The sequence below is a fragment of the Haloplanus rubicundus genome (assembly GCF_003342675.1).
Lineage (GTDB): Archaea > Halobacteriota > Halobacteria > Halobacteriales > Haloferacaceae > Haloplanus > Haloplanus rubicundus.
The window spans coordinates 2152361-2178975 of the sequence record NZ_CP031148.1; the positions used below are offsets into that span (position 1 = coordinate 2152361).

At 61.8% G+C, this 26615-nt stretch carries 27 protein-coding genes; 15 read left to right on the forward strand and 12 right to left on the reverse strand.

Annotated features, from left to right (window positions below):
* The first annotated feature begins 413 nt into the window (after positions 1 to 413).
* A complete protein-coding gene (locus DU484_RS11995) occupies positions 414 to 1682 on the forward strand; it encodes a saccharopine dehydrogenase family protein (RefSeq protein WP_114606002.1) in 1269 nt (422 codons plus the stop codon).
* Positions 1683 to 1730: 48 nt separating this feature from the next.
* Positions 1731 to 2615, forward strand: a complete 885-nt coding sequence (locus DU484_RS12000; protein WP_114606003.1) for an NAD(P)H-binding protein — start codon at positions 1731 to 1733, stop codon at positions 2613 to 2615.
* Here DU484_RS12000 and DU484_RS12005 read toward each other — a convergent pair whose 3' ends face one another.
* The 5 genes from DU484_RS12005 to DU484_RS20445 form a co-directional block, all read right to left on the reverse strand.
* Entirely contained in the window at positions 2616 to 3044 is a 429-nt protein-coding gene (locus tag DU484_RS12005; RefSeq protein WP_114586300.1) for a hypothetical protein, read from the reverse strand. It abuts the gene before it with no gap.
* Positions 3045 to 4349: 1305 nt separating this feature from the next.
* A complete protein-coding gene (locus tag DU484_RS12010; protein WP_114586301.1) occupies positions 4350 to 4895 on the reverse strand; it encodes a hypothetical protein in 546 nt (181 codons plus the stop codon).
* 6 nt (positions 4896 to 4901) lie between these two features.
* Complete coding sequence (locus tag DU484_RS12015) at positions 4902 to 5417, reverse strand: DUF7437 domain-containing protein (RefSeq protein ID WP_114586302.1); 516 nt, start codon at positions 5415 to 5417, stop codon at positions 4902 to 4904.
* 561 nt (positions 5418 to 5978) lie between these two features.
* Positions 5979 to 7274: a Glu/Leu/Phe/Val family dehydrogenase gene (locus tag DU484_RS12020; protein WP_114606004.1), complete on the reverse strand. Its 1296-nt coding sequence runs from the start codon at positions 7272 to 7274 to the stop codon at positions 5979 to 5981.
* A 157-nt stretch (positions 7275 to 7431) separates the two neighbouring features.
* Complete coding sequence (locus tag DU484_RS20445) at positions 7432 to 7902, reverse strand: universal stress protein (protein WP_262342783.1); 471 nt, start codon at positions 7900 to 7902, stop codon at positions 7432 to 7434.
* Positions 7903 to 8494: 592 nt separating this feature from the next.
* On the opposite strand from DU484_RS20445, the gene DU484_RS19570 reads away from it, so the two are divergent.
* From DU484_RS19570 to DU484_RS12035, 3 genes are all read left to right on the forward strand, one after another.
* On the forward strand, positions 8495 to 8638 hold the full coding sequence (locus tag DU484_RS19570) for a hypothetical protein (protein WP_157969339.1): 144 nt from the start codon (positions 8495 to 8497) through the stop codon (positions 8636 to 8638).
* Between the two features lie 236 nt (positions 8639 to 8874).
* Positions 8875 to 10116, forward strand: coding sequence for a DUF3179 domain-containing (seleno)protein (locus DU484_RS12030; RefSeq protein ID WP_114606006.1), 1242 nt, complete (start codon positions 8875 to 8877; stop codon positions 10114 to 10116).
* A 76-nt stretch (positions 10117 to 10192) separates the two neighbouring features.
* Positions 10193 to 10453: a winged helix-turn-helix domain-containing protein gene (locus DU484_RS12035; protein WP_114586306.1), complete on the forward strand. Its 261-nt coding sequence runs from the start codon at positions 10193 to 10195 to the stop codon at positions 10451 to 10453.
* Positions 10454 to 10496: 43 nt separating this feature from the next.
* Here DU484_RS12035 and DU484_RS12040 read toward each other — a convergent pair whose 3' ends face one another.
* Complete coding sequence (locus tag DU484_RS12040) at positions 10497 to 11921, reverse strand: dihydrolipoyl dehydrogenase (protein ID WP_114586307.1); 1425 nt, start codon at positions 11919 to 11921, stop codon at positions 10497 to 10499.
* Between the two features lie 235 nt (positions 11922 to 12156).
* On the opposite strand from DU484_RS12040, the gene DU484_RS12045 reads away from it, so the two are divergent.
* The 3 genes from DU484_RS12045 (at position 12157) to DU484_RS12055 (ending at position 14080) form a co-directional block, all read left to right on the forward strand.
* Complete coding sequence (locus DU484_RS12045; RefSeq protein ID WP_262342784.1) at positions 12157 to 12543, forward strand: hypothetical protein; 387 nt, start codon at positions 12157 to 12159, stop codon at positions 12541 to 12543.
* Between the two features lie 172 nt (positions 12544 to 12715).
* Positions 12716 to 13696 (forward strand): alpha/beta fold hydrolase, encoded by a 981-nt coding sequence (locus DU484_RS12050; RefSeq protein ID WP_114606008.1) that lies wholly within the window; start codon positions 12716 to 12718, stop codon positions 13694 to 13696.
* 108 nt (positions 13697 to 13804) lie between these two features.
* Positions 13805 to 14080: a hypothetical protein gene (locus DU484_RS12055; protein ID WP_114606009.1), complete on the forward strand. Its 276-nt coding sequence runs from the start codon at positions 13805 to 13807 to the stop codon at positions 14078 to 14080.
* A 184-nt stretch (positions 14081 to 14264) separates the two neighbouring features.
* Here DU484_RS12055 and DU484_RS12060 read toward each other — a convergent pair whose 3' ends face one another.
* The 3 genes from DU484_RS12060 to DU484_RS12070 form a co-directional block, all read right to left on the reverse strand.
* The gene (locus DU484_RS12060; protein WP_114606010.1) at positions 14265 to 14621 is read right to left on the reverse strand and encodes a DsrE family protein; all 357 of its coding nucleotides are present in this window, start codon (positions 14619 to 14621) and stop codon (positions 14265 to 14267) included.
* A 190-nt stretch (positions 14622 to 14811) separates the two neighbouring features.
* Positions 14812 to 15117 carry a putative quinol monooxygenase gene (locus DU484_RS12065; protein ID WP_114450527.1) on the reverse strand — a complete coding sequence of 102 codons (306 nt, stop codon included), beginning with the start codon at positions 15115 to 15117 and terminating at the stop codon, positions 14812 to 14814.
* Between the two features lie 140 nt (positions 15118 to 15257).
* The gene (locus DU484_RS12070; protein WP_114606011.1) at positions 15258 to 16271 is read right to left on the reverse strand and encodes an NAD(P)/FAD-dependent oxidoreductase; all 1014 of its coding nucleotides are present in this window, start codon (positions 16269 to 16271) and stop codon (positions 15258 to 15260) included.
* Between the two features lie 106 nt (positions 16272 to 16377).
* Between DU484_RS12070 and DU484_RS12075 the strand changes: the two genes are divergently transcribed.
* The 4 genes from DU484_RS12075 to DU484_RS12090 all read left to right on the forward strand — a co-directional run bounded on the left by DU484_RS12075 (position 16378) and on the right by DU484_RS12090 (position 18844).
* Entirely contained in the window at positions 16378 to 16599 is a 222-nt protein-coding gene (locus tag DU484_RS12075; RefSeq protein ID WP_114606012.1) for a hypothetical protein, read from the forward strand.
* Between the two features lie 131 nt (positions 16600 to 16730).
* Positions 16731 to 17294: a carboxymuconolactone decarboxylase family protein gene (locus tag DU484_RS12080; protein ID WP_114606013.1), complete on the forward strand. Its 564-nt coding sequence runs from the start codon at positions 16731 to 16733 to the stop codon at positions 17292 to 17294.
* 30 nt (positions 17295 to 17324) lie between these two features.
* Positions 17325 to 18311 (forward strand): sulfite exporter TauE/SafE family protein, encoded by a 987-nt coding sequence (locus DU484_RS12085; protein WP_114606014.1) that lies wholly within the window; start codon positions 17325 to 17327, stop codon positions 18309 to 18311.
* 302 nt (positions 18312 to 18613) lie between these two features.
* On the forward strand, positions 18614 to 18844 hold the full coding sequence (locus DU484_RS12090; RefSeq protein ID WP_114606015.1) for a hypothetical protein: 231 nt from the start codon (positions 18614 to 18616) through the stop codon (positions 18842 to 18844).
* A gap of 565 nt (positions 18845 to 19409) precedes the next feature.
* On the opposite strand, the gene DU484_RS12095 is transcribed toward DU484_RS12090, so the two are convergent.
* The gene (locus DU484_RS12095) at positions 19410 to 19886 is read right to left on the reverse strand and encodes a hypothetical protein (RefSeq protein WP_157969558.1); all 477 of its coding nucleotides are present in this window, start codon (positions 19884 to 19886) and stop codon (positions 19410 to 19412) included.
* A 735-nt stretch (positions 19887 to 20621) separates the two neighbouring features.
* On the opposite strand from DU484_RS12095, the gene DU484_RS12100 reads away from it, so the two are divergent.
* On the forward strand, positions 20622 to 21848 hold the full coding sequence (locus tag DU484_RS12100; protein ID WP_157969559.1) for an outer membrane protein assembly factor BamB family protein: 1227 nt from the start codon (positions 20622 to 20624) through the stop codon (positions 21846 to 21848).
* 279 nt (positions 21849 to 22127) lie between these two features.
* Here DU484_RS12100 and DU484_RS12105 read toward each other — a convergent pair whose 3' ends face one another.
* Positions 22128 to 23249, reverse strand: a complete 1122-nt coding sequence (locus DU484_RS12105; RefSeq protein ID WP_114606018.1) for an outer membrane protein assembly factor BamB family protein — start codon at positions 23247 to 23249, stop codon at positions 22128 to 22130.
* Positions 23246 to 23644 (reverse strand): hypothetical protein, encoded by a 399-nt coding sequence (locus tag DU484_RS12110; RefSeq protein ID WP_114606019.1) that lies wholly within the window; start codon positions 23642 to 23644, stop codon positions 23246 to 23248. Before DU484_RS12110 ends, DU484_RS12105 begins: the two co-directional genes overlap by 4 nt.
* 209 nt (positions 23645 to 23853) lie before the next feature.
* On the opposite strand from DU484_RS12110, the gene DU484_RS12115 reads away from it, so the two are divergent.
* Positions 23854 to 24594: a hypothetical protein gene (locus DU484_RS12115; protein ID WP_114606020.1), complete on the forward strand. Its 741-nt coding sequence runs from the start codon at positions 23854 to 23856 to the stop codon at positions 24592 to 24594.
* A gap of 589 nt (positions 24595 to 25183) precedes the next feature.
* Positions 25184 to 26314, forward strand: a complete 1131-nt coding sequence (locus tag DU484_RS12120) for an alanine racemase (RefSeq protein ID WP_114606021.1) — start codon at positions 25184 to 25186, stop codon at positions 26312 to 26314.
* The last annotated feature ends 301 nt before the right edge of the window (positions 26315 to 26615 follow it).

Consider the following 26615-nt stretch of genomic DNA (forward strand, 5'->3'; position numbering starts at 1 on the left):
GCGACTGGGACCGTTGGGACGCCGAGTTCCCCTGTTGGCTCTGCTCTAGGAGCAGAGTCGATGTGCGTATCCAGCACCCCCGGCTTAAGAATCCCCTGTATATCAGAGTTCGTCGCCGACCGATCCGAGTCGTACACATTTCATAGCATCGGCGGTCCCTCAATAGCGGTAGTTATGGCGTGAGTTGCCGGGTGCAAGATTCTCTATTGAGAACCATTTGATTTAGTGGTTTGTTTTCTATCACACGATCGACTGGATAGCCCGTCGGATGAGCCGTCGGCGAAACTATGCGGTCGAAACGGGTAAAAAGTGTGTACGGCTGACCCTGTATCGCTTCCCTATTTCCCTAGAGAGCACATTCGGGGGACTGACGGACCTGCCATCTTAGGCCCCTGGGGCCCTACACCGGACAGATGCCCGACACCAAACGACAGCACGACATGGTCGTCTGGGGTGCCACGGGCGTCGCCGGACGGCTCGTCGCCGAGTTCCTCACCGAGCAGTACGACCCGGACGCGCTCACGCTGGCGATTGGCGGCCGGAACGAGGAGCGTCTCGAAGCGCTGGCGGCCGACCTCACCGTGGGGACCGAGTGGGACGACGTTCCGATACTCCTCGGCGACGCGACCGACCCGAAGAGTCTCCGGGAGATAGCCGCCAGCACGGCAGTCGTCTGCACGACCGTCGGCCCGTACACCACGTACGGCACACCGTTGGTCGAGGCGTGTATCGACGCCAGAACCGACTACTGCGACCTGACCGGCGAAGTGAACTGGATCCGCGAGACTGTCGACCGGTTCCACGACGCGGCGGTTGAGGCGGAGACGCGTATCGTCCACAGTTGCGGGTTCGACTCCGTGCCTGCAGACATCGGGACCGCGCTCGTCCAGTCGTTCGCCCGCGAGACGTTCGGTGTCCCCTGCGAAGCGGTCCGCATTTACCTCGAGGACGGCAGCGGGGGCGTCAGCGGCGGCACGCTGGCCAGCTTCGGTGAACTGTTCGAAGCCGCCTCTGAGGACCCGGTGGTCCGGCGGACGCTAGTGAACCCATACTCGCTGGCCCCGCCCGGCGAGCGCAAGGGCGTCGACCCGGGCGAACAGCGGTGGCCCCGGAAGGACCCGTTGCGGGACGAGTGGACGGCACCGTCGCCGATGGCCCCCATCAACGAGCGCATCGTCAGGCGGAGCAACGCCCTCTTGGGCTACCCTTGGGGTCGGGAGTTCCGCTGTTCGGAGGTCGTTCCCACCGGGCGCGGCCTCAGAGGCGCGGCGACGGCGGGGGCGGTCGCCGGGGGTCTGGGATTGTTCTCGGCGGTGATGTCAGTCGGACCGCTCCGGTCGGGCATCCGGAAATACGTCTTCCCCGACCCGGGCGAGGGGCCGACGAGCGAGGAGACCGAACAGGGTTACTTCACGGTCCGGGTGCTCGGCCGCGGAACGACCGACGACGACCCCTTCACCGTCGAGGCGCAGTTCGGGGCCGACTGGGGACCGGGGTACGGCGCAACTGCGCGGATGCTCGGGGAGACTGGAATGTGCCTGCGAGAGGACGACACAGACTCGCCGCTCTCCGGCGGCGTGTTGACCCCCGCCGCTGCGATCGGGACGCCGCTGGCCGACCGCCTGCGTGCAGTCGGGTTCACCGCAACCGTGGGCGAGGCGACAGGGATGGGAGACGAGTAAGAGTGAGCCAACCGAACACCCTTGCCGTAACGGCCCGTACACTCATCAATGCGTGTCCTCGTCGTTGGTGCAACTGGATTCGTCGGTGGTCGGCTCGTCGAGTCGCTGCGCTCGGCCGGCCACGAAGTCGTCGCCTTCTCTCGGAGTGCGAGTCGGTCGAGCTTTCCGGACGATGTCGAGATATTCGAAGGCGACCTCGCCGATCCGGCATCCTTGGAAGGGCTCTGTGACGGCATCGACGCGGCCTACTACCTCATCCACTCGCTGACAGCCAAGAATTTCGCGGATCTGGACCGAACTTACGCCCGCCGGTTCCGAGAGCGGGCGTCGGCGGCCGGCGTCGACAGGGTGGTCTACCTGAGCGGCATCAGCGGCGACGAGCGGAATCTCTCGCCACACCTCGCCTCCCGCCGGGAGGTCGAGTCGGTCCTCGAAGCGGGGAGCTTCGATCTGACCGTCCTCCGGGCGGCGATCATCATCGGTGCCGGCAGCGCGAGCTTCCGTATCGTCGACGACCTCACCGACCGGCTGCCCGTGATGACGGTCCCGAAGTGGGTGAGTACGCCGTGTCAGCCGATCGGCATCGACGACGCCGTCGCCTATCTCATCGGCGTCCTCGACGTCGAGGAGACCCGTGGCGGAATCTACGACATCGGCGCGCCAACAGTGTGGTCGTACAAATCACTGCTGAAGCTGACTGCCGAGGAGAAAGGCAAACGCGTGCTCATCGTGCCCGTCCCGGTGATGTCTCCGGGGCTCTCTTCGCACTGGCTCCGACTGACAACGGACGTCCAGTACGCCATCGCCCGCCCGCTGGCTGAGAGTATGCGGAACCCCGTGACGGTCGACCCCGACCGGGACCTGCAGTCAGTCGTTCCCATCGAGCAGACGTCGGTCGAGGTGGCGGTCCAGCGGGCGCTGGCGGATGGCTGATCAGTCCTCCTCGATGGGGGCCTCCTCGACAGGTATCTCCTGGACCTGTCGAAGATCCGTGAGGTGGGATGCGGCCGCCGCCGACAGCGGGAACGTCCCGTCGAGATCCGCAATCGTTCGTCCGTGGATCAGTCGGCCAACCGGGGCGCCGCCGGCCGCATAGGCTCGTTTTAGTCCCGCAACCAGCGGGTCGGCGAGGCCCAGTCGACTGAGTATCCGTCCGACCGTCTCCGTGCCGACGTGGACAGACTCGCCCTCGACGAGGATGAACGCGAAGGGGCGAGAATCAAACTGCGCTTCGAGGAATGCCTGTATTGGCTTGGCGTCCCAGCGGACGGCCACGACGCCGTCTACTTGGCGGGTCGCCGCCTCTGCGGCCGCACGGAACATCGGGTTGCTACCGTCGTACACGAGGAGCGACTGTGTCACGTCTCCGTTAGCTGCTTTGGGGATTTGAGTGTTTGCGAGCGGAGTGGTCGTATAGCTGGGTCTCGTGCGTCCGACAACCTACTGACGGACTACCGGCAGACCAAGCTTATTCAGAACTGCGGTCCAACGTCTCTATATAGGGTCGCTCGGTAAACGCGCGATCAACGGAGTTAGCTCGGCGGTGGGCACGTTGCCCAAATGCCAGCGCGAAGGGGAGAAATTGGAAGATGACGACCAGATATCGACGGGACATCCCTCTCATTCTCTAAAATATACGAAGGGCGTGGTCGACAACTTGCAGTACGAACGTCGTTTTCGAGCAAGGAGGATATGTGAATGAGCGACCGCCTCAATTTCGGCGTATCCACCCTGAACCAATTACATGAGCGGTCGGACACGAAATGAAGTTACTGATCGGGGGACGGATCCTGTGAGAACCCGCTGCGACGGGGGACGGATTACTCGTCCGGCTCGAATTCGCGGGACTGGCTCTCGATCACGGCAGCGACGTCGTCCAGCGTGGCGATTCCAACGAGCCTCCATCGTCGTCGACGACTGGAATCCGCCGAACTTGGCCGTCGGCCATCGTCATCTCGGTCGGTCATCGATTCCCCATTCGTGAATGACGAACATGAGTCTGTGGTCCGTGCCCGGGCCGGGGTGCCCGGCAGCAATCGACTCTTCGGGGTTGCTCCGAGTCGGTTCTGTGTGCTCGCTACGCTTCCACCAAGTTCGCTGTCCTCACGGCTGATCAGCCACCCGGCGACAGCACTGACGAGGCGACCGTGACATCTTCCCAGCGGTGATTTTCAGTGCGTTCAGTACCCTTCGATTTCGACCGTCTCAGGCCCGGCAAGGAATCTCGTTCACCGCGTGAACGAGCGCCTGCAGCGCCCATCTTCCTGTGACGAACTGACGTGAGGAGCGGAAGATGTACCGCGAGGGATTTGAACCAGAGAGCGAGCGTTAGCGAGCGACCGTGGTTCAAAATCCTGCAGCGCCCATCGCCGATTTCTCGTTCGTAATCGCACGACAACGACGGGATGATCGTCGAGATCACCGTCTCTGACAACAATGCCGTTGATTTCGTTCAGCGACTGAACAATTCCGACCGATGGCGGTTTCGTCCCGCGGTTCGCTGTCTCTACGGCGTGGTGCACGACCTCTAATCATTGGGTCGTTGAACGTCTCTCGGTCGCGAGCAACTGTGTCCCAACAAAATCGGGAGGTACTGGTCACGGAAACGCGACACTACATAGTTGATGGGAACGAGTACAGAACACGCTCGGTCATCCTGCCCTCGAATCAGTCGAACTCGGGGACGAAATCCTCGGCGAGTTCGGCAGCGAGTTCACTACCGGTGAGCCAGGTGATTTGCTCGTCGTCGAATCCGTAGTTCGGAAGTAGCGATTCGGCTGCTTCGCCGAGTGGAATATCGTTCGTGACGACGAGAACTCGATCCCCAGCCCCATCAAGCAGGGTTTCGAGCGCCAGTCCCACGATTTCCGTATCCGCTTTCTCGACGATGTCCTCCGGGCGATCGCTGGAGTTCGAAATGAAGCTCCGTGCCCGATCCATCACTGTCGAGACATCCGAGTCCGAATAGGCCGGACTCTCGGTAACCTTCATCCACCCCTCCTGTACTGCCTCGTCGACAGGAGACCGATCAGGAGAATACGCGTCGAGTGCAGTATCACCAGTCACCTCGGCATATACTTGTGGTGAGATCCGGAAGATCGCATCACGCTGACGGGCCTCGCGGGCGAGTGCTTGGAACCCCGCACTGTCACGTCGACCGCAACTGATGAGAACCGACGAATCGATGAAGATGACCTCTCCGTCGCGTTCCATACCGGATCAGTCCTCGACGACGGGCCGGAGTGCATCCAAAATGACGCCTGCTTCCAACGGAGAGAGTTCCTGTTCACGAGCCATAATCCGGTGTGTGACGGACCCGTCGGCGTATTCACGGGCGTAGTCGAGTGCGACGGCGAGCCCGTCGAGCCCGTGGCGATCGATGTACGTATCGACGTCGTCATCCCGCATTCGACGGGCGATCGCCTCGACTAGCTCCGGCGTGATTCGTCGTTCGGCATCGCCTGCGACCAGTTGGAGATCGATCTCGTGAGCGGTATATTCCGCCGGCCGTCCGTCATTCGACTGTTCGACGAAGCCCGCGGCTTCGAGGTCGCCGACGTATTCGTAGACCGTTCGCTGTGGGAGATCGAGCGTCCCGACGACATCCTGGATCGTCGTCGCCGGATGATGGTCGATATAGGTGTAGATCCACGCTTTTCGCGGATTCCCGAGGAGCGCGAACACCTCGCCACCAGTATCGAGTGGAGTATCCCAGTTTGCTTCTCTCGTCGCCATCAGTAGTAGCAAATTGCACGCAAATTGCAATAAGTCTTGTTGAGATGGAGTCGTCACTGACATCAGGTTTCTACGAGCGCGTGGAGGGCTATCGTACGACCGTGACATCTTCCCGGCAGTGATTTTCAGTGTGTTCAGCGCTCTTCGATTTCGACCGTTTCAGGCACAGCAAGGGACTTCGTTCGTCGAGCGTACAAGCGCCTGCAGCGCCCATCTTCCTGCGACGAACTGACGTGAGGAGCGGAAGATGTACCGCGAGGGATTTGAACCAGAGAGCGAGCGTTAGCGAGCGACCGTGGTTCAAAATCCTGCAGCGCCCATCGCCGACTTCTCGTTCGTAATCGCACGATAGCGTCGGGATGGTCGTCGATATTACCGTCTCTGAGTGCAATGCCGTTGATTTCGTTCAGCCACTGAACGATTCCGAACGACGGCGGTTTCGTCCCGTGGTTCGCTACATCTATACCGCGGTCAGACGGATCTACTCATCGAGCCATCGAACGTGATTCCTACCCGGCCGCAGGAACTGGGTCTAAGCCGACCGGCTCCGACACACGGTGATCAGTCCGATCGTTCGGCGTCGTCCCTCGCGACGTTGCCCCGATACGCCTCTGCCTGTAGCACGCTCTCGACGGCGCGCGTGTACGCCGCTTCTCGCCAGGTGCGTGTCGTCTCGGACGCCGTTTTGATCTCTCGAAGGTCGGCGAATGCTTCTCGGAGCTGTGTCGCCAACTTCTCACGCACCCGCTCTTCCGTCCAGTACTCGTTCGTCGTGTTCTGCACCCACTCGAAGTACGACGCCGTGACCCCGCCGGCGTTGGCGAGAATGTCCGGGACGACCGGAATCCCCCGCTCTGTGAGGTGTTCATCGGCCCGCGACGTCGTCGGTCCGTTGGCCATCTCCAGCACTGCATCCGCCTGAACCTCCGCCACGTTGGCCTCGGTGATCTGATTCTCGATGGCGGCCGGAATCAGCACGTCGACGTCGAGTGTCAACAGGTCGGCGTTGGTGATCTCCGCCGCACCGAACTCGAATAGGTCGTCGCTGGACTCGTACGCATCGAACAGCGCCGGCACGTCGATACCGCTCGAATCGTATATTCCGCCGTCGACGTTGCTGACCGATACGACGTCGTACCCCCGCTCGTGAAGGAACTTCGCGAGGTAGGAGCCGACGTTTCCGAACCCCTGAACCGCGACGGTCGTTCCCTCCCGTGTCATTCCAACCTCGTTCACGAACTCGTCGAGGATCACTGCCCCGCCGAGGGAGGTCGCGTATTCGCGGCCCTCGCTCCCGCCGAGTTCGACCGGTTTCCCCGTGATCACGCCCGGTGCCTGCCGTCCGGTGATCGACTCGTATTCGTCCCGCATCCACGCCATGATCCGGCCGTCGGTGTTCACGTCGGGCGCGGGGATGTCCGTCTCCGGGCCGATGTTCCGGTGGTACTCGTTGATGTAGGCTCGCGAAAGGCGCTCCAGTTCCCCCTCCGAGAGCCGCGACGGGTCGACCTGTATCCCTCCTTTGGCGCCGCCGAACGGGATGTTGGCGACGGCACACTTCAGCGACATCAGGAAGGCCAGTTCGTCGACTTCGTCGGCATTCACCGACGGGTGGTAGCGAATTCCACCTTTCGTCGGTCCACGGGCGGTGTTGTACTGGATCCGGAAGGAGGGGAACACCTCCACGCTCCCGTCGTCCATTCGTATCGGGATGTTCACGTTGATACGACGTTTGGGCTGTCGGAGGAGGTCCAGTTCCCGATCGGCGAGCCGTCCGATTTTCGATACGCGATCCAGTTCGGTCGTACACACGTCACAGAGCGTTTCCGTCCCGGTGGGTCCGAGGTCAGTATCCATCGACTGTCACCGATCGATCGTTCACTGAAACACGACAAATAGTCCCGGCGAGTGTGCAACGCCGTTCACACGGCACTATTACAATCCCGAACCGAGGCGGCGACGAGTTCACACACCGCAGGTCCGACACCACACATCACTCCGCGGCGAATTCGGATTAGCGTCGACTGTTGTTTCGGGCCGAAAGCACGACGCTTCCGGCATTTTTCCGGACGGATTGATTCGTCGATCCGAACATGAACTTCCGCAGACGGCCTTTCGTCGGAGCGCCGATGATCGTGAGGTCGTAGCATCGCGATTGGTCGATGATCGCCGCCAGAGTGTCTGTCGTCTCGAGTACCCACTTCGTCGTGGTATCAGGGCGGCCGATCCGACGGTGGACGTTGTCTACCAACTCTTCGGCATCGTTTCGCCGCTGATCGGGTGCGTCATCGTCGATGACGTGTAGAATGTCGATCCAAGCGTCGGAGCCGGTGGCGATAGAGGCTGCCACATCGGCGGCTAGCCCTGAGTGAGGGCCGCCAGCAATCGGGAGGAGAATCGATGCCGGATCCTTGAATCCGGTCCGACCGTTCACGACGACCACGTCCGCATCGGCGTGGGCCGCAATCCGTTCGGTGATGCCCATGCGGAGGCGACGCTCACGGCTGCTCCCGGGCACGACGAGGGTATCCACGTTTCGCGTTCTGACTGCTTGGAGGATGCCGGTCACGACACCACGAGTGTAGACACAATCCCCGTTCACTCGTGGAAGCGACTCGGTGGTCTGATCGAACACCCACTCCAGAAGGTCGGCTTCGTCGCCATCGGATATCTCGTGATGGTATTCGTTGGGTGTTCCTGAGAGAGTACTATCCGGATTGATGACCGTCAGCGAGGCGTCCGTCGCGCGTGCGAGCGTCGTCGCGACTTTCAACTGATCGGTCAGCGCAGGAACCGATCGGGTGAGGAGCGGAACGAGAATCTGATTTCCATCGAATCGCCCTACTACGTGGGATGTCGCATCGGGCGTCTCACCGTCGGTTGCGAGTAATCCACCCAGCGACGGTGAATGCATACTCCGTACATCAGAGTCGACTTACAAAAATCAGCGGGTCCGTCTGGTGTCCAGTCGCGCTGATCGCTATACTACATTCGGGAGGTGCCGGGAATCTTCGGTGAACGAAGCGTATATCCTCGTGTCGAGAGCTTCTTCCGTAGTTCGTTCGAACGGGGGAACGATGGCCTCTCGATCCGTGCGGCCAATCACCATCGACGACATCTTCGACACCGGTCACCCCTTCCCGACGTTCAGCGAGGCGTTCAAACACGCCTGTCAGGCGTTCCGCAGGGACACGTCCACGATGAGTTGCTGCGTCGAATGAGACGATCCGATACGACCGTTTTCGTGACAGTCGCCACGACGACAACAGCCACGATTGGCGGGATAGTAGACGCCAATATATGCTTTTCGCGCACGGGAGGGTCGTTGTAGCGAGCGAACTGGATTAAACAGCCACCCTGTCCTGCAGTCTGCTGTCATGGGTGTTCGAATCGACTGTCGGTCAGTGTCGGTCACGTTTGATCTCCAGATGTCGCTGTCCATCCCCGGAGGTACTCCATGATCGACCTGTTCAACGTCGGGCTCTACACCTTCGGTGTCGCGCTGTTGGCCGTCACGTATCTCCCGTTTTCACCGGCTACGGTCGACCTGGTGCTGTACTCGCGCGAGAAACAGATTGCCCTCTTCGAACGCCGGTGGCTACTCAGAGGCGTCGGCATCCTCTCGTTGCTCGTCCTGTTCGTACGTGCGCTCGCCGACGGGCAGTTCCGCTGGATCGGGCTTCTCGGAGCGACGACACTCGTGTCGGCCGTCGCGTTCTGGATCGGCTACGTCCCCTCGGTCATGTCGCCCCCGAAAGAACGAACCGTGCTCTCGGCGGCGGAGGGAGACGAACTGCTCGCTCCGGACGAGACGGTGCTCGGTCTCGACCACGATGGCGAGGCGAGGGCGTATCCGCGGAAACACATCGCTCGGCCCCACTATCTTCCCGATGTCGTCCAGGGGGATTCGCTCGTCGTCACGTACTGTGTGCTCTGTAACAGCGGCGTCGCGTTTCACGCGGACTTCGACGGCGAGCCGATGGATATCCTCCCCATCACGGCTCCCGACAACAACATCCTGTTGCTGGACCGGAACACCGGAAATTACATTCAGCAACTCGAGGCGCGCGTCGTCGCGGGGCCCGACGACGGAACGGTACTGGAGTCGATCCCCGTCCAGATCGCCAAGTGGGGAGAGTGGAAACGGCTCCATCCGGAGACGACGCTGGTGTCCGCTCCACCGCAATCCCTCCGGGACAGAATCGTCGCCGTCATGCTCGATATGATGGTCGCCATCCCGAAACTCGAAGCGAGGGACACGCCATTCCACGGTCTCACAACTGCCGTCGACGACCGACTCCCGGCGATGTCGTACGTCCTCGGGATCGAACGCGACGGGGAGCGGGTCGCGATTCCGCGGGCAGTCCTCGACGAGCGATCCGTCATCAACGAAACGGTCGGCGGGACGGCTATCGCCGTGCTGTACGATCCCGAACGGGAAATTGGCAACGTCTTTTACCGACAGGTTGGGGAACACGTTCTCACGTTTCGTCCCGCGCCCGACGGTCCGGACGAGGCCGTCGCTCGGGACGACGAAACCGGGACGTACTGGACGCTCTCGGGGGAGGCCGTCGCTGGGGAGCTCGCGGGGCAGACGCTCGACCAACATCCCCACTGGGACGACCTCTTCTGGTTCAGTTGGGCGGCGTTCAGACCGGATACCCGCGTGTTCACGTCGGTGGCGACCTCGACCGGATGAGATGCCGCATCCGAGCGTGTGGCTCCGATGCACAGCCGATACGGGGTTAAGAGGGTTCCCGTCGTCGCTGGTACCAATGGCTGGTCACGCTACCGTCCCGTCGTCGCCGGAACCATCGTCGTTACGAGCACTCCCGCCGAGCGCGAAACTGGTCGTCAAGACACTCGAATACGAGGGTCGACTCACCCAAGCGGAACTCGTCGAATCGACGCGACTTCCGGACCGAACTGTTCGGTATGCACTGCGAGAACTCGAAGACGAGGACTTGGTGACCTCCCGGATTTCGTTTGCCGACGCCCGACAGCGCGTCTACTCGCTCACGACCGCAGAATCGTAGGGGTGCGAGAGGGGAGGGGATCAGTCCTGTCTACTGCACGCAATCAGTGATCGTGCCCGCCGCGGGTGAACTGCCCGGAGAACGCCCGCTGAACGACTTCGGGGAGGGCCGGGTGGATGTGAATGCTCTCGCGGATGTCCTGCACGGTTCCGGAACCGGCCGTCATCGCGACGACGACTTCCTGCACGAGCGTGGAGGCGTCGGGGCCGATGATGTGGCAACCGAGTATTTCACCGTCGAGGTCGATGAGCACCTTCACGAAGCCTTCGGCTTTCATCGCGTCGCCGCGGGCGGTCTCCTCGTATCGGTAGGTGTTGGTCGCGTAGTCCCGTCCCTCGGCTTGTAGCTCGCTCTCGCTGGCGCCGACGCCCGCCACTTCCGGCGAGGCGAACACGGCAAAGGGCATCGCGCTGTAATCGATCGCTTCGAGGTCGCTCCCGAAGACGTTTCGCGCGACGGTCCGTGCTTCGTGGTTGGCGTTGTGTTTCAGCAGGTATTCGCCGACGATGTCGCCCAGCGCCCAGACGCCGTCCGCGGCCGTTCGGAGGTATTCGTCGGTTTCGACGAAGCCTCTCTCGTCTGTCTCGACTGCCGTCGCATCGAGATTCAGCGTGTCGGCGTTCGACACGCGCCCGGCGGCGATCAGCAACTCGTCGCCCGTCACGGTGACACCCGCTTCCTCGTCGACGATGCCCCCATCGTCTCCGTATTCGTACGGCTGTGCCTCGACGGACACGGTTCCGTTACTCTCGGAGACTGCAGTGGCCATGTGGCCGGTGTGGACGGTGAATCGCTCGGCGTAGCGTTCGGTGAAGGACTCGGCGACTTCGTCGTCGGCTTCCGGAAGCAGGTTCGGTCGACGGCCGATGATCGTCACGTCGCTTCCGAACGTCCCGAAGAAGTGGCCGAGTTCGGCAGCGATGTAGCCCCCACCGACGATCACGAGATGGTCGGGGGGCGTTTCGAGCTGGAGCGCCTCCGTGCTCGTCAAATGACCGACCTCGTCGATGCCGTCGATGGCCGGAATCGACGGCCGTGATCCCGCCGCAATGAGGATCGTCTCGGCCCGGAGTCGGGCCCCGTCGTCTTCGCCGTCGACGACTTCGACCGTGTGGTCGTCGACGAACCGTCCTTCTCCCTCGAACAGGCTGTGTTGGGAAGACGAGCGGAGGCCCTGTCGAATGGATTCCGCGTCCGCCTCGACTTCCTCGTTCACTTCCCGGACGATATCGGCGAAGCCGACGTCCTCGACGCGAGCGTCGATGTGAAACTCTCCGGCGCGCTCGATCGTTTCGAGGACGTCCGCGTGATAGAGCAGTAACTTCGATGGGATACAGCCGCGATTGAGACAGGTCCCGCCCAACGGTCCTTTCTCGACCACGGCGACGGACTGCCCTTGATTCGCTGCAACGTTGGCGACGTCGAGCCCCGACCCGGAGCCGATCACCAGAAAGTCGAACTCTTCCATACGCCCGTTCACACGCCCTGGAGTATGAACGTCCGGTTGCAACCCGACATTTCTTCGTGGTAACCTACTCACCAATTGGTTAGCCAATTGATTATTGTTGTGGCGTGCGTGGACTGTAACGGAGACTACTATGGCAACAGAAACCACAACCGCGTCGCCAGTATCGTCAGTAACATCCGAACAATGGATTGCCGGAGCGGTCGGCGGGTTCGTCGGGAGTATCCTCTTCGGGCTGATGATGATGTTCGTCATGCCGGCCCCGCTGCTGGAGGTGGTAATCCCGGCCATGTACGGGATCGAAGGCCCGGCGTTGCTCGCAGGCTGGGCGATTCACCAGTTCCACGGTGTCGTCCTCGGTCTCGTGTACGTCGCGCTCGTCCAGTTCGGACCGCTCCGTGAACCCGCTCGGGAACTCACGGGATCGATCGGTCTCGGCGTCGTCTACGGCGTCCTGACGACGCTCGTCCTCGCGGCACTCGTGATGCCGCTGTGGCTCGCGGCCGTCGGCTTCCCCGCCGCGCCCCCGTTCCCGAACGTCGCGTTCCCGGCGACGGTCGTCTCGACGATCGGCCACATCGTCTACGCGATCCCCCTCACCGTCGCGTACGCGATGTCGACGTAGGGTGATTCTACAGGAGCGTTTGGAACCCTTTGAACTCCCGATCGCACGCGATCATGCGATCGGGGTCCACTGATTAACAACTGCTCCTACACTCCCCTTCGCACTCGCCTGTGCAACGCCGTCCCAACGTCGCTTCAGGTATTAGATACCACGCTGCGTCCGAGCGTGTGCAATGCCAACAGCAACCGTGCGCGGACACGAGATCCACTACCGAAAGGACGGCGACGAGGGGCCCCCGATCGTGATGGTCCACGGTGTGCCCACCAACAGTTCCCAGTGGGAACCGATTCAGGACCTCCTCTCGCCGTATTTCGAGACGTACGCCATCGACCTCATCGGTATGGGACAGAGCGACAAACCACTGGACGACTGGGAGTACTCCTGGGAGAACGACTCCCACATCATCGCGGAGCTGATGGACGAGTGGGGCCACGACTCGATGATCGTCGCAGGCGACGACTGGGGCGGTGGTATCGCGCTCGACTTCGCCGCTCGCTACCCAGACAAGACGGACATCTGTGTCGCCGTCGATCCGGTCGCTTACGACAACTGGCCGGTCGCGGAGATCGAATCCATCGGCCGGCTGGCCTTCGTCGACGACGAGGAGGAGTTCCGGAAGGCCGTCGCGGATTTCCCGATGAAACTCGTCCAGACGCTTCGGACGATGGTGCACGAACCGAGCAACTTCCGGGGTGGAGCGGTCAAAGAGGACGTTCCGACCGCGCGAACGACCCACGACCTCCGGAAACTTCGCGAACCGTACGAGACGGTCGACTACGCCGCCGGCGGCTCACAGCTCAACGGCGACGCCGGCTACGGCTCGCCGAAACTCGACGCCATCCGCGCCCTCGCGCTTCGCGGGGCGTCGCTCGATCCCGACTGGATGCTCGACATTCCCTACGAGGACATCACCGCCCCGACGATGCTCCTCTGGGGGTTGCAGGACATCATGATGGATTCGGCGATCCGGTTCCGGTTCCGATACGACATCACGAACGCGCCCGTTCGCATCCAGCCACTCCAGGAGGCGGGCCACCTCGCCCTGGTGGATCAACCCCACCTCGGTGCCGATGCCATCATCGACTTCGTCACCGAACACCAGGGCACCGACGTTCTCGCCGACCGGTACATGGGGTTCCCCGAAATCCTGTGATCGGTCGTGTACCGTCGTTGCACGCCGCCGCGTGGCTTTTTATACCGGAGCATCCATCGACGGTATGGATTTCCGAGCACGAATTCCTCTTCGGGGGATGCAGAGCGCATGAATGCGAACGAGAACTGGGTACGACGGGAGCGCTCGTTCCGCGGTATTTCGGAACGTCTCGCGATCAACTATCTCGAAAATCTCGGCGCCGAACAGGTCGACGACGACCACGTCGAAGCCGACGACTGGATGGTGACGCTCTCCTCACAGACCGTCGGGATCGGCCCGTCCGTTTCGTTGACGCAGGTCGACCTGATCTTCGAGGGTGATCCCGACGCCCTCGATTCGCTCATCGAACGTTTCGCCCAGAAGGCGATGCGTGCCGGCGGATAAGCGCCGCAGTAAAACGTATCTCTAATTTATACTCGACACTTGAGTGTCGGTCGATCCGATCACGTATCGAATCAGTTCGTCGTATGATGGACGACGATCCGTAATCGTCGGTAGCCCGCAATCGACTGACTGTCCTCGAATGGTCCGTCTCTAAGTTCACGCGCGGTGTGAGAGACGACAGTTATCAGAACGTAATAACTTCGTACCCGTCGGCGACGAGCGACCGAATGCTCGGGTGCCCATCGTGGTCGTCGAGCGTTACCAGTCCGGCGTCGTTCACGACGTCGTCGACGCCGAACGCCCCGGCGCAGTAGTCACAGACGGACGTGTCGTCGCGGACTGTCTGATAGAGTTCGTGGTAGTCGCTGTCTTCGTCTTCGAGTTCGGGAATCCACTGCGTCCCGGCGCCGTCGAAGATGAGTTCGACGTCGTCGCCCTCGGTCTCGGCGAACTCCTTGGCCGTTTCGAGCCCGTTCGCGAGACGACCCTGGTCGGCGTGCGAGTCGGTGCCTGCGAGGATGATAACTGCTGCTTTCGTCATTCTAGGTGTCGATACGGAGCCGTCTCATATAGGGACCGCGTGGCTGTGCAATCCGTACACGCTGTCCCCGTTTATTTAAATAGTTCTTGTCGGGGGCGCAGATTGAGACTGGCCTTCGAGGCCAGTCGGCTAGTGATCGGGATCCACAGGGAGTGGTTCTCGAGAGTCGACACAATCTCGGCCGGGAGGACTAAAGTTCGACGTCGCTGACGCTCTCGACGTCGAATCGAGTTACGTCGGGCTCACCGTCGAGCAGTTCGGGAAGCGCCGCCTCGAACTCGCCGAAATGATCAGTTTCGACGTGTGCGCCGAACGCCGCTTCACTCTCGTACTGTTCGACGAACCGGAACAGATTCGGGTCGTCGATATCGGTGTTGACCCGATAGTCGATGATTCCGTCCTCAGCCCGGGAGTGTTCGGCCAGCTCCCGCATCAGCTCGACCGCTCGGTCGCGGTGGTTCGGATCGATCGGAAACGTCGCATGGACGACGAGCATTGCACTCCTACCCGGGACGCGCGGGTGTATATACGCTCGGCAGGCGTGCGGCACCGTTGCACGAGACCGGTCCGTTGTCGTCCTCGTTGTGGTCCAGCGGTGTGGCGACCGCCACGGGGATCGACCACGGACTCACACACCTAATCGTACGTGTGGAACTCGGTGGCCTGTTCGAGGAGTTCGTCCGGCATTCCGGGCACTTCGTCGCTTCGGACGGGGCCCTGTTCGGCGACGAGGTCGGGATCTCGCGGGAAATCCCGCAACGTCCAGTGGATCGAAATACCCGCTTTCGCGCCGTCTCCCAGCGCGATCGGCACCTGGTTGTGGCCGGGCGTGAGGTCGCCGACCGCGTAGACGCCGTCGACGCTCGTCCGGCCGTGGTCGTCTACCTCCACGGTCCCGTCGTCGTTCAGTTCACAGCCGAGGTCGGTCGCCAGTCCGTTGTTGTAGTCGGCCCCGTACAGCGCGAAGCCACCCTTGTACTCGCGGACGGCTCCATCTTCGAATTCCAGCGCCTTCAGCCACCCGTCGCTCCCGTTCTGGACACCGGTCACGTCCTCGTGAATCACGTCGATCGGATGTGTTTCGAGCATCTCGTCGGTGTCGTCGCTCCACTCTGGCTCGTCACCTCGAGTCAGCAGGTCGACCTCGTCGGTGAAGTTGAGCAGGATTGCAGCGACGTGCGCCGCGCTCTCGCCGTATCCCATCACGTACACGGGCTCGTCCGCGAACATGTGTGCGTCACAGTGGAGGCAGTAGTGGAGTCCGCGACCGGTCCGAGGGAGCGGCGGGTCCGGTCGCACGTCGTTCATGCCCGTCGCCAGCGCGACCGCGTCGGCCACGTAGTCCACGTCGGTCCCACACAGACGGAACCGGTCGTCGTCGGTTCGGCCGGCCGATCCGATTCGATCAGAGAGTACCGTACAGCCGTACCCCTCCAGTTGCTCCTTCCCGATCTGCAGGAGTTCCATTCCGCTCGTCTCTTCGGTCGTTCCGACGAGGTTGTGGACGTCTTTCATCATCGCTGCCCGGCCACCGCCGCGGTCGACGAGTGCTGTCTCGTGCCCGAGTCGCACGCTGTACAGTGCCGCCGAGAGCCCCGCTGGTCCGCCACCGACGACGACGACTTCGTACTCTTGCTGGTCTACAGCCATACGACGACCGTCGGTGGGGGAGCTAAACGTACTATCCCGAGTGTGTAGCGGCGTTAAACGCCCGCGCTTCGGTTTAATACACGTCTGTCGTACCGTACGCCGTCGCATGGCCTCAATCATCGCTGGCTTGGCCGGTGGATTGCTCGCGACGATCGTCATGACCGCCGTAATGATGATGCTAGGCGATGGCGGCTCACCGCCGACGGCTGCTCTCGTCGAGAAATTCGCTGGTGGCGAACCGAACGACCACGCCACGCCGGGAATGATCCTTCACATGGTCTACGCCGTCGTCCTCGTCGGGTTCCTGGGGGCCGGCATCCTCGCGTGATACGGATTAGTGTAACTGTTTACCGGTGGTTCGCCGACCTGTCTTGGCGAACCACCGGTACTGACTTACAATAATCCGTATGAATCACTGGATAGCATTGTAACCGATCACACCACAACCACACGAAACCAATGTCACGACTACCACTACTCGAACTGGACGAGATTCCGGAAGAGTACCACTACCTGTTCACGGACGACTACCTCGGTGACCGACACATCTTCCGGGCGTGGGCGCACAACCCCGAAATTCTCGAGGCGACGCTCGAGTATCTGAACACGCTGTACGAAGGGATCGGCCAGCGCCGCAAGGAACTGGTCATCCTCACCGTGGCGCGAGCACGCGGTGCCCGATACGAGTGGCACCAGCACGTCGACATCGCCCGCGACAAGGGCGTTACCGTCGAGGAGATGCGAGCGATCGGGGGTGACGACCTCTCGCCGTTCGACGACGCGGAGTTCGTCCTGCTCCAGTACGCCCGCGCAGTCGAATCGGGGACCGTAACCGACCCCATCCACGACGCACTGGAACGGCACTACTCGTCGGCTGAGATCGTCGCGATCGGCCTCCTCGTCGACTTCTACGTCGGCCTGTGCAACTACATCGCGTCCGTCGATCTACCCTTCGAAGGCGGCGAGTTCGTCGGCTGGCATCCCGATCCAGACACCGTGGCGGAGTTATTCGATGACGCGTGACTGCTCGATGAACTGCCGGTGACATACATGATGGATGATCGCGCCGTCGGTGCTGGGCACCTCGTCGCTGTACTCGGAGCGGGGATTCCGCTCGTCGCGCTTGGAACACTCGATGTCGGGACGGCTGGCTCGCTACTCACGAGTCTCCCGGTTCCCGCCGGGTTTCCAGTCGATCAGTTCCTCGCGCACTGGTGGGTGTTCCCCGCCTCGATCCTCTTTTCGATGATCGCGCTCTCCTCGGGCGTCTCGGGTGCCCTATTTTTCAGTCCCTTCTTCATTCTCGTCGTCGGCCTGTCGCCCGCACAGGCCATCGGCGCCGGGCTCATGACCGAGGTGTTCGGCATGGGAAACGGCCTCCTGAACTACGTCCGTCAGAACGTCGTCGACTACGCGACGGCGAAGTGGCTCCTACTCGGGGCCGTCCCGTCCATCGTCGTCGGGGCGCTCGCCGCGCACTACGTCCCGACGACGCTTCTCACGCTCGCCTTCGGCGTCGGTCTCCTCGGACTCGGTGGCTTCCTCGTCGTTCACGATCCGCCGGAGGCGTGTGTGCCCGGTGAGGAGGAAGGCGAGTTCCTCGAACGAAAGAACGCGGGCCGGGGTACGACGGTCGTCGAGGCGGCCGATGGCGAGACCTTCACTTACGATACCTGCTGGCGACTGCCCGGAGTCATCCTGGCCACCGTCGGTGGGTTCGTCACGGGCCTCATCAGCGCCGGACTTCCCGAAATCACGACGACCCAGCTCATCGTCCGGTGTCGACTCCCACCTCGCGTGGCCATCGCGACGAGCGTGTTCGTCCTCGGTATTGCCGCCATGGCCGGCGCCATCGTCCACGCCCTCGCTGCGACACCCGTCTGGTACGTCGTAGCGTGGTCCATCCCCGGTGTCCTCATCGGTGGCACCATCGGGACCCGAATCGGTAAGTACCTCCCCAGCGACCTCATGGAGTGGGCACTTGGGGTCGTGTTCGTCGGCGTCGGCCTGATCGTCCTCGGGAGCGAACTGCTGGTCTGATAGTGTTTATTGTAACTGTTTACCGGTGGTTCGCCGACCCGTTCTGGCGAACCACCGGTACTGACTTACAATGATCACTATGACGGACGGTCGCCCGTCGTCGATTCTTGCGTGTGAGAACGGTCAATTCTCGTAGGTCGACACGGTACTTCGAGTAGCAGTCGGGTCGGTAACGGCTCCTTGTTCGGCACACAGACCGCGTATAGGCTACGTAGCTTTCCCGATCTCGGTGTACGAACAGGGGATCGACGGTTCACTCGCGCGGCGCAACCGTTAAGCCGCTGATAGTTTATCGATACGTCATGACGAACTGGTCCCCTCCTTCGATTCCACGCAACTGGTTCGTGGCGATAGTGGTGTTCTACGTCCTCCTCATCGCGTATTCGGTGCTCATCGTGGGGCAGTTGTTACTCGGTGTCCTGTCGGGATTCGTCTTCGTGTTTCTGTACTTCTTGTGGAGATGTCTCGTTGCCGTGGAAGCGATTGCCGATGCGCAACAGCGAATGGCCTTCCAACAGGAGGAAAACGGATAGATATGAACACCTACCTGCGGCCGTCTCGGTGGTGAGCATATCGAATAACTGGGATCGATCCACGCTGAGCCTAGTACCGGAGCAGATCCGACAGGAGTCCCTTCACGTTCGTTCGGAAACCACCCTCGATGTCACCGGAAGGGCGAGGAGCACTCGCAGTACCATACTTCGTCGAGGGACCCGCAGGCGCGACCGAACAGCCCGCGAGAACGGTCGGTAGTGACGCGAGGAGGGCACGTCTCTGCATACTGGGTAGCCCAACGGACGGCGTAAAAATGAATTGGACGTTGTCGTGATGGGTGGGGCAGCGGTCCCGCGCGAAGACGGGGGCGAAAGCAGACGCTGAGCGTACAAGAGCAGAGCTTTTGTGACGGCAGACACCGTCGAAGAACAGTTCAGTTACACCGCAAATGGGCGTTTCCGGTGGGGAAAGTCGGAGCTGTTCGACGACGACCTGTGGCACCACCACACGCCGAGACAGGCGGTCTGGTATCCACGCTGGTGAGCAGAAGCGTTCGTTAGGTCTTCCGCAATTCTCCGCCGTGTATCGGGTTCCTGTTCAGGGCTAGGCCTGCATCGACGCCTCGCCAGCGCCCGACTGATTCTCGAAGTACCCCCGAATTCGTCGAAGTACGGTACCGATCAAGAACCCCGTCACCCCCAGTGGGAGACCGACCACTACAGCAATCATCAGACCGATGGCTGTCGCGTCTGGGATTCCGACTGTGCCATAGTACTCGGTCGAGAGACCATAGCGCGCGAATCCGATACCGAACGTCGGTGCCATCGCGAGGACGGTGGCTGGGATCAATCCGGAATTGAAGACCGTGAACAGAGTCGCGACAGCAACGATTGTGGCAACGCCCACGAAGACGAGCGGTGCCGGATTCGCTCCCGTCCACGTACCGACTGCCATCGACTCGACGTGGCGGTAACTGGAGCTGGTCACGACCCACCACTCGGTTCCAAAGGCGAGGAACGGTGCGCTCAGGAAGGCCACGACCGAAATCTCCCGGCGAATCCCGATGAGACCATTCGTCACGCGTTCCAGGACACGTCTCGTTCTCTCGGCCCCGAGAGCAGCGCTGACGGAGTCAGACAGAGTGCTCGTTACTGAGCCAGCCCAGCGTCGCACCTCCCGAGTCATGTTTGTGGTCTGCCCCGCTACCCACGAGCAACCGCGGTATACCCAGCCAAACAGGACGAACAGGTAGCGATAGATTGCTCGCAGCCTACTGCGAGCGGTGGTTCCATCGAATTCTATCTGCATAGTCGACATTGAGAGAGATCAACCTATCAAAGATTGGATGACTATAACGTTCGTCGTAGTCTATCGATTCACATTCCATCGGCTTCGCGCTCCAGTCAACAGATATCTCGCAGACCAACAGCAAGCGAGACCGCCATCCCTTTTGACGGGAGGATTCCACTCACTTCCGTGCCAGCCCTCCACTCCCGACGACAGTTGCTCTCCTTGCTCGGTGCGACAGTTACCTTGAGCGGCGTTGCCGCAGGGACACCCGAAGACCAGTCCGAGACGGCGACGGAAACGCCCACAGCGACGCCGACCGAAGCTGTCGGAGCCACAGCAACCGAGACGGACCAGCAGACACAGCCTCCGATTGGAAACCACCAGACGAGTAGTGTCACACCAGCACGGATCGGCTACGATGCAGACGGATCACGGCCACGAGCACGAGCACCGATTTCTCGTCGCTGGTGCGTCGGGACCGAAGTCGCACATCGTCAATCCGAGGTCGCAGTCGTAGACGGAACGGTGCTGTCAGCGACCCCTGAGGGACTCCGCGCGCTCGACGCCCGGAGCGGCGAACGTCGGTGGCAAGCAGAGATCGACGGCGGGGCTCCGACGATTCGTGATGGGCGGGTATACGTCGCTACCGATAATGCAGTTTACTGTCTCGGGTTCGATTCGGGGCGCGAGCTATGGACTCGCCGATTGTCCAACGTGACAGGTGAGCCGTTGCTTCTCAACGTCGACACGCAGGGAACGAAGGTGCTCATCGTCACCGAACGAACGGATGAAGACGGATATACCGAAGGCGCGGTGTTGCACGCCCTGGACGCTTCGACAGGCGAGACTTCGTATCGTATTTCGAGCGAGATATCGGCGATATACGGCCACTTGGCTGGCCGCGGGACGTACGTATACGGTGGAACGACGACCGGCTCTGTCGTCGCGTTCGACCTCGATGCACGCGAGGTCGCCTGGCAGTCGTACCTCGGAGAGTACGTCAATTCGGTCGCAGCGACCGCAGAAGCTGTCTACGCTGGAAGCCACACAGGAGTCGTAGCCGCACTCGATCGGACCACGGGGGACGAACGATGGCGCACGACGCTAGAGGGTGACGAGGTCGCCGTTCGAGCCCGACCGGCGGTTGCGACTAAAACCGTGTACGTGGCCGCGACCGATGGAAACCTGTATGCCCTCGATCGGGACACGGGAGAAGAGCAGTGGCGATTCGATGGGGGGAAACGACTCAGCCAACCTCCCACCGTCGTCGGCTCCGACGACCAGAGTGTCATCTTCGGAAGCGATGCGGGGAACGTATTCAGTATCGACCCCGCCTCCGGCGAGATGTATTGGACTCACCAACTCGAGGATCGGGTCAACACACCGCCCGTGGTCGTCGACGGTGTCGTCTACATCGGTGATAATTCGGGGCGACTGTACGCGCTGGCGAACGAGGATTCGAACGTCGGCGCTGAAAGTGGCTCCTGTCGGATACCTGCCTCAGAAGGAACTGATCGCAGTCAAGGAGACACCGATAATGACGGCGTGGTGAACGGCCAAGATTATGCTCCACGAGATAGTTCCGTTCAGAGCAAAGGTGACCTCCAAGACAGGTACGGCCGGAGTTCGTCCGAAGACGAGGACGGGGAGTTCCTGGTCGGAGCCGGAGTCGGTGCCGGCGTCTCGCTGAGCGGCGTCGGTCTCGGCTATGTGCTCTGGGGACGCGAGACCAGTGATTCAGACGATCCGTAATTAACCGCTGGAAGGTGGTCAGTCCCTAGCGAAGGCGAGGATCCCTTTCTGCTGGCCGCCGACGTAGATACGATCTAACGGCAACATCCCTGGGAGCAATCGAGAACACGTTATGAGAGAATACTCATTAAAATCAACGACCGGGCGTGGAATATCCGGCCGTAATATCGTCGGTGGATTGCCGGTCAGAGTGTTGGATTCATCCCGCGCCTAAAGGCGCGGTCCTTAATCTTTATAATCTCTCCCGCGGGGAACGAGCGTACGCCAACCGGGAGGCGACTACGACGGGTCGATGGCGAAGAGCCGTTCGTTGTTCGCCGCGTAGAGGAACTCCTTCCCCGCGACGACCGTCCCAACGACGCTGTTCGTCTCGACCTGCCACAGGAGTTCGCCCGTCCGCGAGAACGCGTAGACTTGGTTGTCGTTCGAGCCGGCGTACACCGCGTCGTCGGTCACGGCGGGTTCGTACACCGTGCTATTCTCGTCTGTGAACGACCACCGTTCGGTGCCATCTCTACGGTCGAGTGCGACGAGCGTTCCGTGCTCCCGCCCGCTACAGCCGAGATACACCGCGTCGCCGTCGACGACCGGAGCCGTCCCCCGTTTCGGTGACGGGGTGTCGACCGTCCATCGAACGGTGCCGTCAGCACGGTTCAACGCGAGCAGCCTTCCTGCCTTACCTGGCTCGGTCGACATGGCCACGTAGACGGTATCGCCCGCGATCGTCGGACCCCGGGTCTCGGCGTCGGTCCGATGTTCCCACCGTCGCTCACCGTCGACGTCGAATGCGGTGACGACGCCGTCGACGCGATTGGTGAAGACAACACCATCGGCCGTCGCTGCCGGCGTCGTGAGGTGGTCGCCGCCGGTGTCCGCGCGCCAGACGACCGCACCGCTGCTGGCGTCGATAGCGAGGAGCTCCTCGGCGTTCGCGTACACCCGCCCGCCGCCGACGCCGACACCCTGTCGGAGCGGCGAGTCGACGAACCACGCCTGCTCGCCGTCCGATCGACGGATGGCACGGAGGCCGTCGCAGCCAGGAACGTAGATCCGTCGGTCGTCCACGGCGATGTCGCTGTGAAGACAGAGTCGCTGATCGAAATCGTCCTCGCTGTACTCAGTCACCCACTGTTTGCTCCCGTCGGTCGGCGACAGCGCGTGGAGCGTCAGTCGACCCATGACGTAGAGCGTCCCCCCGTCGAGGAGAGGTTGTCCACGAATACTCTTGCGCCAGCGGATTCGGTCAGAGGATGGCCCGGATCCACCGATACACCCAGCGCCAACGCCGGTGAAAATCACACCGAGAGACTGGAGGGTCGTTCTCCGGGAAATTGGACGCCGGGATTCGATCCGTTCGGACCCAGCGTCCGAACGGTCGGTGGACTGACTCGGCGAGGTCATTCCCAGGCTTCGTCGGTGTTGAGTCGGTAGTACGTCGTTGCCCCGTCGGCCGTCTCGACTTCCTTTTCCGCGACCATACCTTCGGCGACGAGTTCGTCGAGTGCCTCGTCGACGTCGTCGACCAGCATTCCACTTGCGACGACGTCGCCGACGACGTCGACCAGTTCGTCCTGAATCTCGGTCAGCACTTCGCGGATCGTCTCGGGACGGGCGTCGTTGCCGAAGTCGACGCCTCGGACGATCTCCGTCTTCGTGTATGCATTATCGACGTTTTCGGAGAGGAACGCGACGACCAACTCCTTCTCGTCCTCGTACTCGCTAACTGGGGTCGTCCCGGTCGCCGACGCGCTATCCGCTCGGACACCGTCGTTCCACTCGGTATCAGAAATGGGCATGGATGTCGATAGTTGTCGACGCAGTTCAACGTGCCTCACTGTTTCCCATGTAGCAACTTGGGGAGGTTCCACGGACGAACCAATACATCACACTTCCCAGCCGGAATCTCAGGTGAGGTTATTGCCCGCCCGGATATAGCAGTCTGTCGATCTTCTGAACGAGAAACTCTGGTGTGGCTTTCACACACCGTGTGTTCGAAGCCAGCCGTATGGCACTCCAGTTAGGCCAGGCACTCGGGCGTGGTGCTCGACGTGCGTTCTCGGTCAGTGGTATCGTGGCGCTCGTACTGACGATCTGCTATCAGGTCGTCTTCGTCGGATCGTTCAACACGATCATCGTGAACCGACTCCCGGCGAGCGTCCAGCCAAGTGATATCGGCACGATCGGCTTCACCCTCCCGCTATCGACCGAGGTAGCAGCCGCACTGGGTCTCGTCGCGATGTTGTTCGGTATCGGCGTGTTTCTCGCGACCGCCCGGTTGTTGACGCGGGATCTCGATTCGCTCTCGTCGCTGCCCTCCGGACTGTTCACCCGCCGCATCGGGCGTGCGTTCCTGTCCGCGGGCATCGTTAGTGTCGTCCTCGCAGTGGTGATCCCACTCGGGTTCGCACTCCTGTTCATTCCCGGCCTGTTTCTGACGGTAAGTCTCCAGTTCGCGCTGTTCGCTGTCGCGGTCGAGGATACCGGCCCCATCGACGCGCTTCGGCGAAGTTGGGAACTGGCGAGCGGGAGCCGGTGGCGGCTGCTTGCACTCGTCGTCCTGTTCGGCATCCTCGGCGGCATCGGTGGCGTAGTCGGCTCGCTGTTCGCCTTCGTCTCGCCATCGGCGGGACAGCTCGCCTCGCTCGTCGTCAATTCGGTGCTCATTATCGTGATGTACGGCATTCTCGCCGATTCGTTCGTACAACTGCGTGGCGGAGCAGCACCCTCGACGAGTTCCCTCGCGTGAGCGTCCACGCCCAAACGATGTTGTGACCGCCGCTCAGTGGGAGCACACCGTCCGATCTTCCACTGCGGAAGTGGGCACTGATACGGATTATTGGCGCTGTTGAAGCCCTCAGACCTTGATAAGTGTGGCGTGCGAGATACAGAGGCTATCTTCAGCAAGCGGCCACCATTCGTTTCCCATCCTCGATATGAAACAGCTGTTCGGTAGATGTGCGAATTGACCTCTGAGACGCCCCTCAGTTAAAGTTGATACTCAGCGGTTCGTGCTGAATACATACATCACGGCTCCACGACTGTTTTCAGCTGAGGATTTCGACAGAACGGGAGAACCATATGAACGAATCCCCGAATCGGCTTCGTCCACGACCCGCCAGAACTCCGCAGCGATGCGCGGATGGACGCCGTTCTACGACTCGTGGTTGTCATTCACGACCGGGTGAATGCTCCTCGGAGAAGGGTCTCCACGGCTCGCCACACCGGCGTTCGCTGTTCACCCGGCCTCGTTCGCAGCGAGGGCGGTGCCGTCGCCGAGACCCCTCGGGAATCGCACCATGTAAACCGCTATTGCTGTCGGCTCGGAAGTGGGTTCCATGTCGCTCCCGACCTTCTCGGATACTCGACCGGCGCTCGGCACTCCGACGGACGAGCTTGAGACGCCCACGGTCGTGGCTGACCTCGACGCCATCGACCGCAACCTCCGGGACATCGCCCACCTCGCCGACGACGCCGGAGTTGGCGTGCGCCCGCACACGAAGGCACACAAGATACCGACTCTCGCCCGACAGCAGGAGGATCTCTACGGCCCGGGCGTGTTGTGTCAGAAGTTGAGCGAGGCTGAGGTGATGGTCCGGACTGGCGTGCGCGACGTGATGCTGGTCTGCCCGGTGGTAAGCGGGCCGAAGCTCGAACGGCTGCTCTGGGTGGCCGACCACGCGGACCGATTCGCGACGCTCGTGGACTGTCCTGGGAACGTCCGCCCGCTCGCCGACGTGGCGGCCCGTCAGGGGACGACCGTCGGGGTCATCATCGAGGTCGACGTCGGAGTTGAGCGCATGGGCGTCGCCCCCGGCAAGGGAGCGAGCGAACTGGCAGCCCTGATCGCCGAGGAGCCCGCCCTCGAGTTCCGGGGGATCCTCGGACACGATAGTCACGTCCCGGCCGCGGGGAAGACGGTCGAGGGGTACGAGCGCGAGTGCGCCGGAGTCGCCGACAAGCTCGAGCGAACGGTCGAGGCGATCGAAGCCAAGGGTCTCCCGGTAGAAACCGTGATCTCCGGCGCTTCCTCGACGGCGCAGTACATGGCTCGCGAGCCCGTCGTGACTGAACTCGATCCCGGTCGATACGTGTTCAACGACGCCACCCTGCTCGCGGCGTGTCCCGAAGTCGACCGCGTGGACTGCGCGCTCACAGTCCTCACCACGGTGATCTCCAAGCCGACCCGGGACCGCGCTATCGTCGACGCCGGCGGAAAGACCCTGTCGTACATCGCCGATCCGAAGCCGGTTCCGAAGTATCGGGACGACATCGAGTTCTACCGGGTGTCCTCCGAGCACGGCTTCTTAGACGTGGCCGACGCCTCCGGCGTGTCCGTCGGCGACCGCCTTGAGTTCGTCGTTCCGAACGCCTACGGCCCGATCAACCTCCACGACACCCTGCCGGGGATCCGCGACAGCCGCGTCGAGGAGGTCTGGAACGTGAGCGCTCGCGGGAAGGACATATAGCGGCTTCCTCCGTTCCCTGTTCGGGACGACGCGTCGTCTGTTGTACGGGGAGTCGACCATTCTCGGCCACTCGACCGATGAGGAGTACGAGCCACGAGGCGTCCGCGGCGGCCGTTCGAGGAAGACAGTCTCTGCCACCCAACCTCGTAGCGACGGCACGATTCCGGTAGTGGCTCTGGTTCGGAGAGATCCGTCACTGGTGTGTTGCGTATCCGTTCGTACCGGAGGATCCGTTACGTGCCCGATGCGCGCCCTGTATGCAGCACGGCCTCAACAAACTAGCAGTAACTGAGGATTTCAA

Bases quoted from the DNA above. Each gene is read 5' to 3' on its own strand.
- DU484_RS11995 (WP_114606002.1), top strand. From the start codon at position 414: ATGCCCGACACCAAACGACAGCACGACATGGTCGTCTGGGGTGCCACG.
- DU484_RS12000 (WP_114606003.1), top strand. From the start codon at position 1,731: ATGCGTGTCCTCGTCGTTGGTGCAACTGGATTCGTCGGTGGTCGGCTC.
- DU484_RS12010 (WP_114586301.1), bottom strand. From the start codon at position 4,895: ATGGAACGCGACGGAGAGGTCATCTTCATCGATTCGTCGGTTCTCATC.
- DU484_RS12015 (WP_114586302.1), bottom strand. From the start codon at position 5,417: ATGGCGACGAGAGAAGCAAACTGGGATACTCCACTCGATACTGGTGGC.
- DU484_RS12020 (WP_114606004.1), bottom strand. From the start codon at position 7,274: ATGGATACTGACCTCGGACCCACCGGGACGGAAACGCTCTGTGACGTG.
- DU484_RS20445 (WP_262342783.1), bottom strand. From the start codon at position 7,902: ATGGGCATCACCGAACGGATTGCGGCCCACGCCGATGCGGACGTGGTC.
- DU484_RS19570 (WP_157969339.1), top strand. From the start codon at position 8,495: ATGGCCTCTCGATCCGTGCGGCCAATCACCATCGACGACATCTTCGAC.
- DU484_RS12030 (WP_114606006.1), top strand. From the start codon at position 8,875: ATGATCGACCTGTTCAACGTCGGGCTCTACACCTTCGGTGTCGCGCTG.
- DU484_RS12035 (WP_114586306.1), top strand. From the start codon at position 10,193: ATGGCTGGTCACGCTACCGTCCCGTCGTCGCCGGAACCATCGTCGTTA.
- DU484_RS12040 (WP_114586307.1), bottom strand. From the start codon at position 11,921: ATGGAAGAGTTCGACTTTCTGGTGATCGGCTCCGGGTCGGGGCTCGAC.
- DU484_RS12045 (WP_262342784.1), top strand. From the start codon at position 12,157: ATGATGATGTTCGTCATGCCGGCCCCGCTGCTGGAGGTGGTAATCCCG.
- DU484_RS12050 (WP_114606008.1), top strand. From the start codon at position 12,716: ATGCCAACAGCAACCGTGCGCGGACACGAGATCCACTACCGAAAGGAC.
- DU484_RS12055 (WP_114606009.1), top strand. From the start codon at position 13,805: ATGAATGCGAACGAGAACTGGGTACGACGGGAGCGCTCGTTCCGCGGT.
- DU484_RS12060 (WP_114606010.1), bottom strand. From the start codon at position 14,621: ATGACGAAAGCAGCAGTTATCATCCTCGCAGGCACCGACTCGCACGCC.
- DU484_RS12065 (WP_114450527.1), bottom strand. From the start codon at position 15,117: ATGCTCGTCGTCCATGCGACGTTTCCGATCGATCCGAACCACCGCGAC.
- DU484_RS12070 (WP_114606011.1), bottom strand. From the start codon at position 16,271: ATGGCTGTAGACCAGCAAGAGTACGAAGTCGTCGTCGTCGGTGGCGGA.
- DU484_RS12075 (WP_114606012.1), top strand. From the start codon at position 16,378: ATGGCCTCAATCATCGCTGGCTTGGCCGGTGGATTGCTCGCGACGATC.
- DU484_RS12080 (WP_114606013.1), top strand. From the start codon at position 16,731: ATGTCACGACTACCACTACTCGAACTGGACGAGATTCCGGAAGAGTAC.
- DU484_RS12085 (WP_114606014.1), top strand. From the start codon at position 17,325: ATGGATGATCGCGCCGTCGGTGCTGGGCACCTCGTCGCTGTACTCGGA.
- DU484_RS12090 (WP_114606015.1), top strand. From the start codon at position 18,614: ATGACGAACTGGTCCCCTCCTTCGATTCCACGCAACTGGTTCGTGGCG.
- DU484_RS12105 (WP_114606018.1), bottom strand. From the start codon at position 23,249: ATGACCTCGCCGAGTCAGTCCACCGACCGTTCGGACGCTGGGTCCGAA.
- DU484_RS12110 (WP_114606019.1), bottom strand. From the start codon at position 23,644: ATGCCCATTTCTGATACCGAGTGGAACGACGGTGTCCGAGCGGATAGC.
- DU484_RS12115 (WP_114606020.1), top strand. From the start codon at position 23,854: ATGGCACTCCAGTTAGGCCAGGCACTCGGGCGTGGTGCTCGACGTGCG.
- DU484_RS12120 (WP_114606021.1), top strand. From the start codon at position 25,184: ATGTCGCTCCCGACCTTCTCGGATACTCGACCGGCGCTCGGCACTCCG.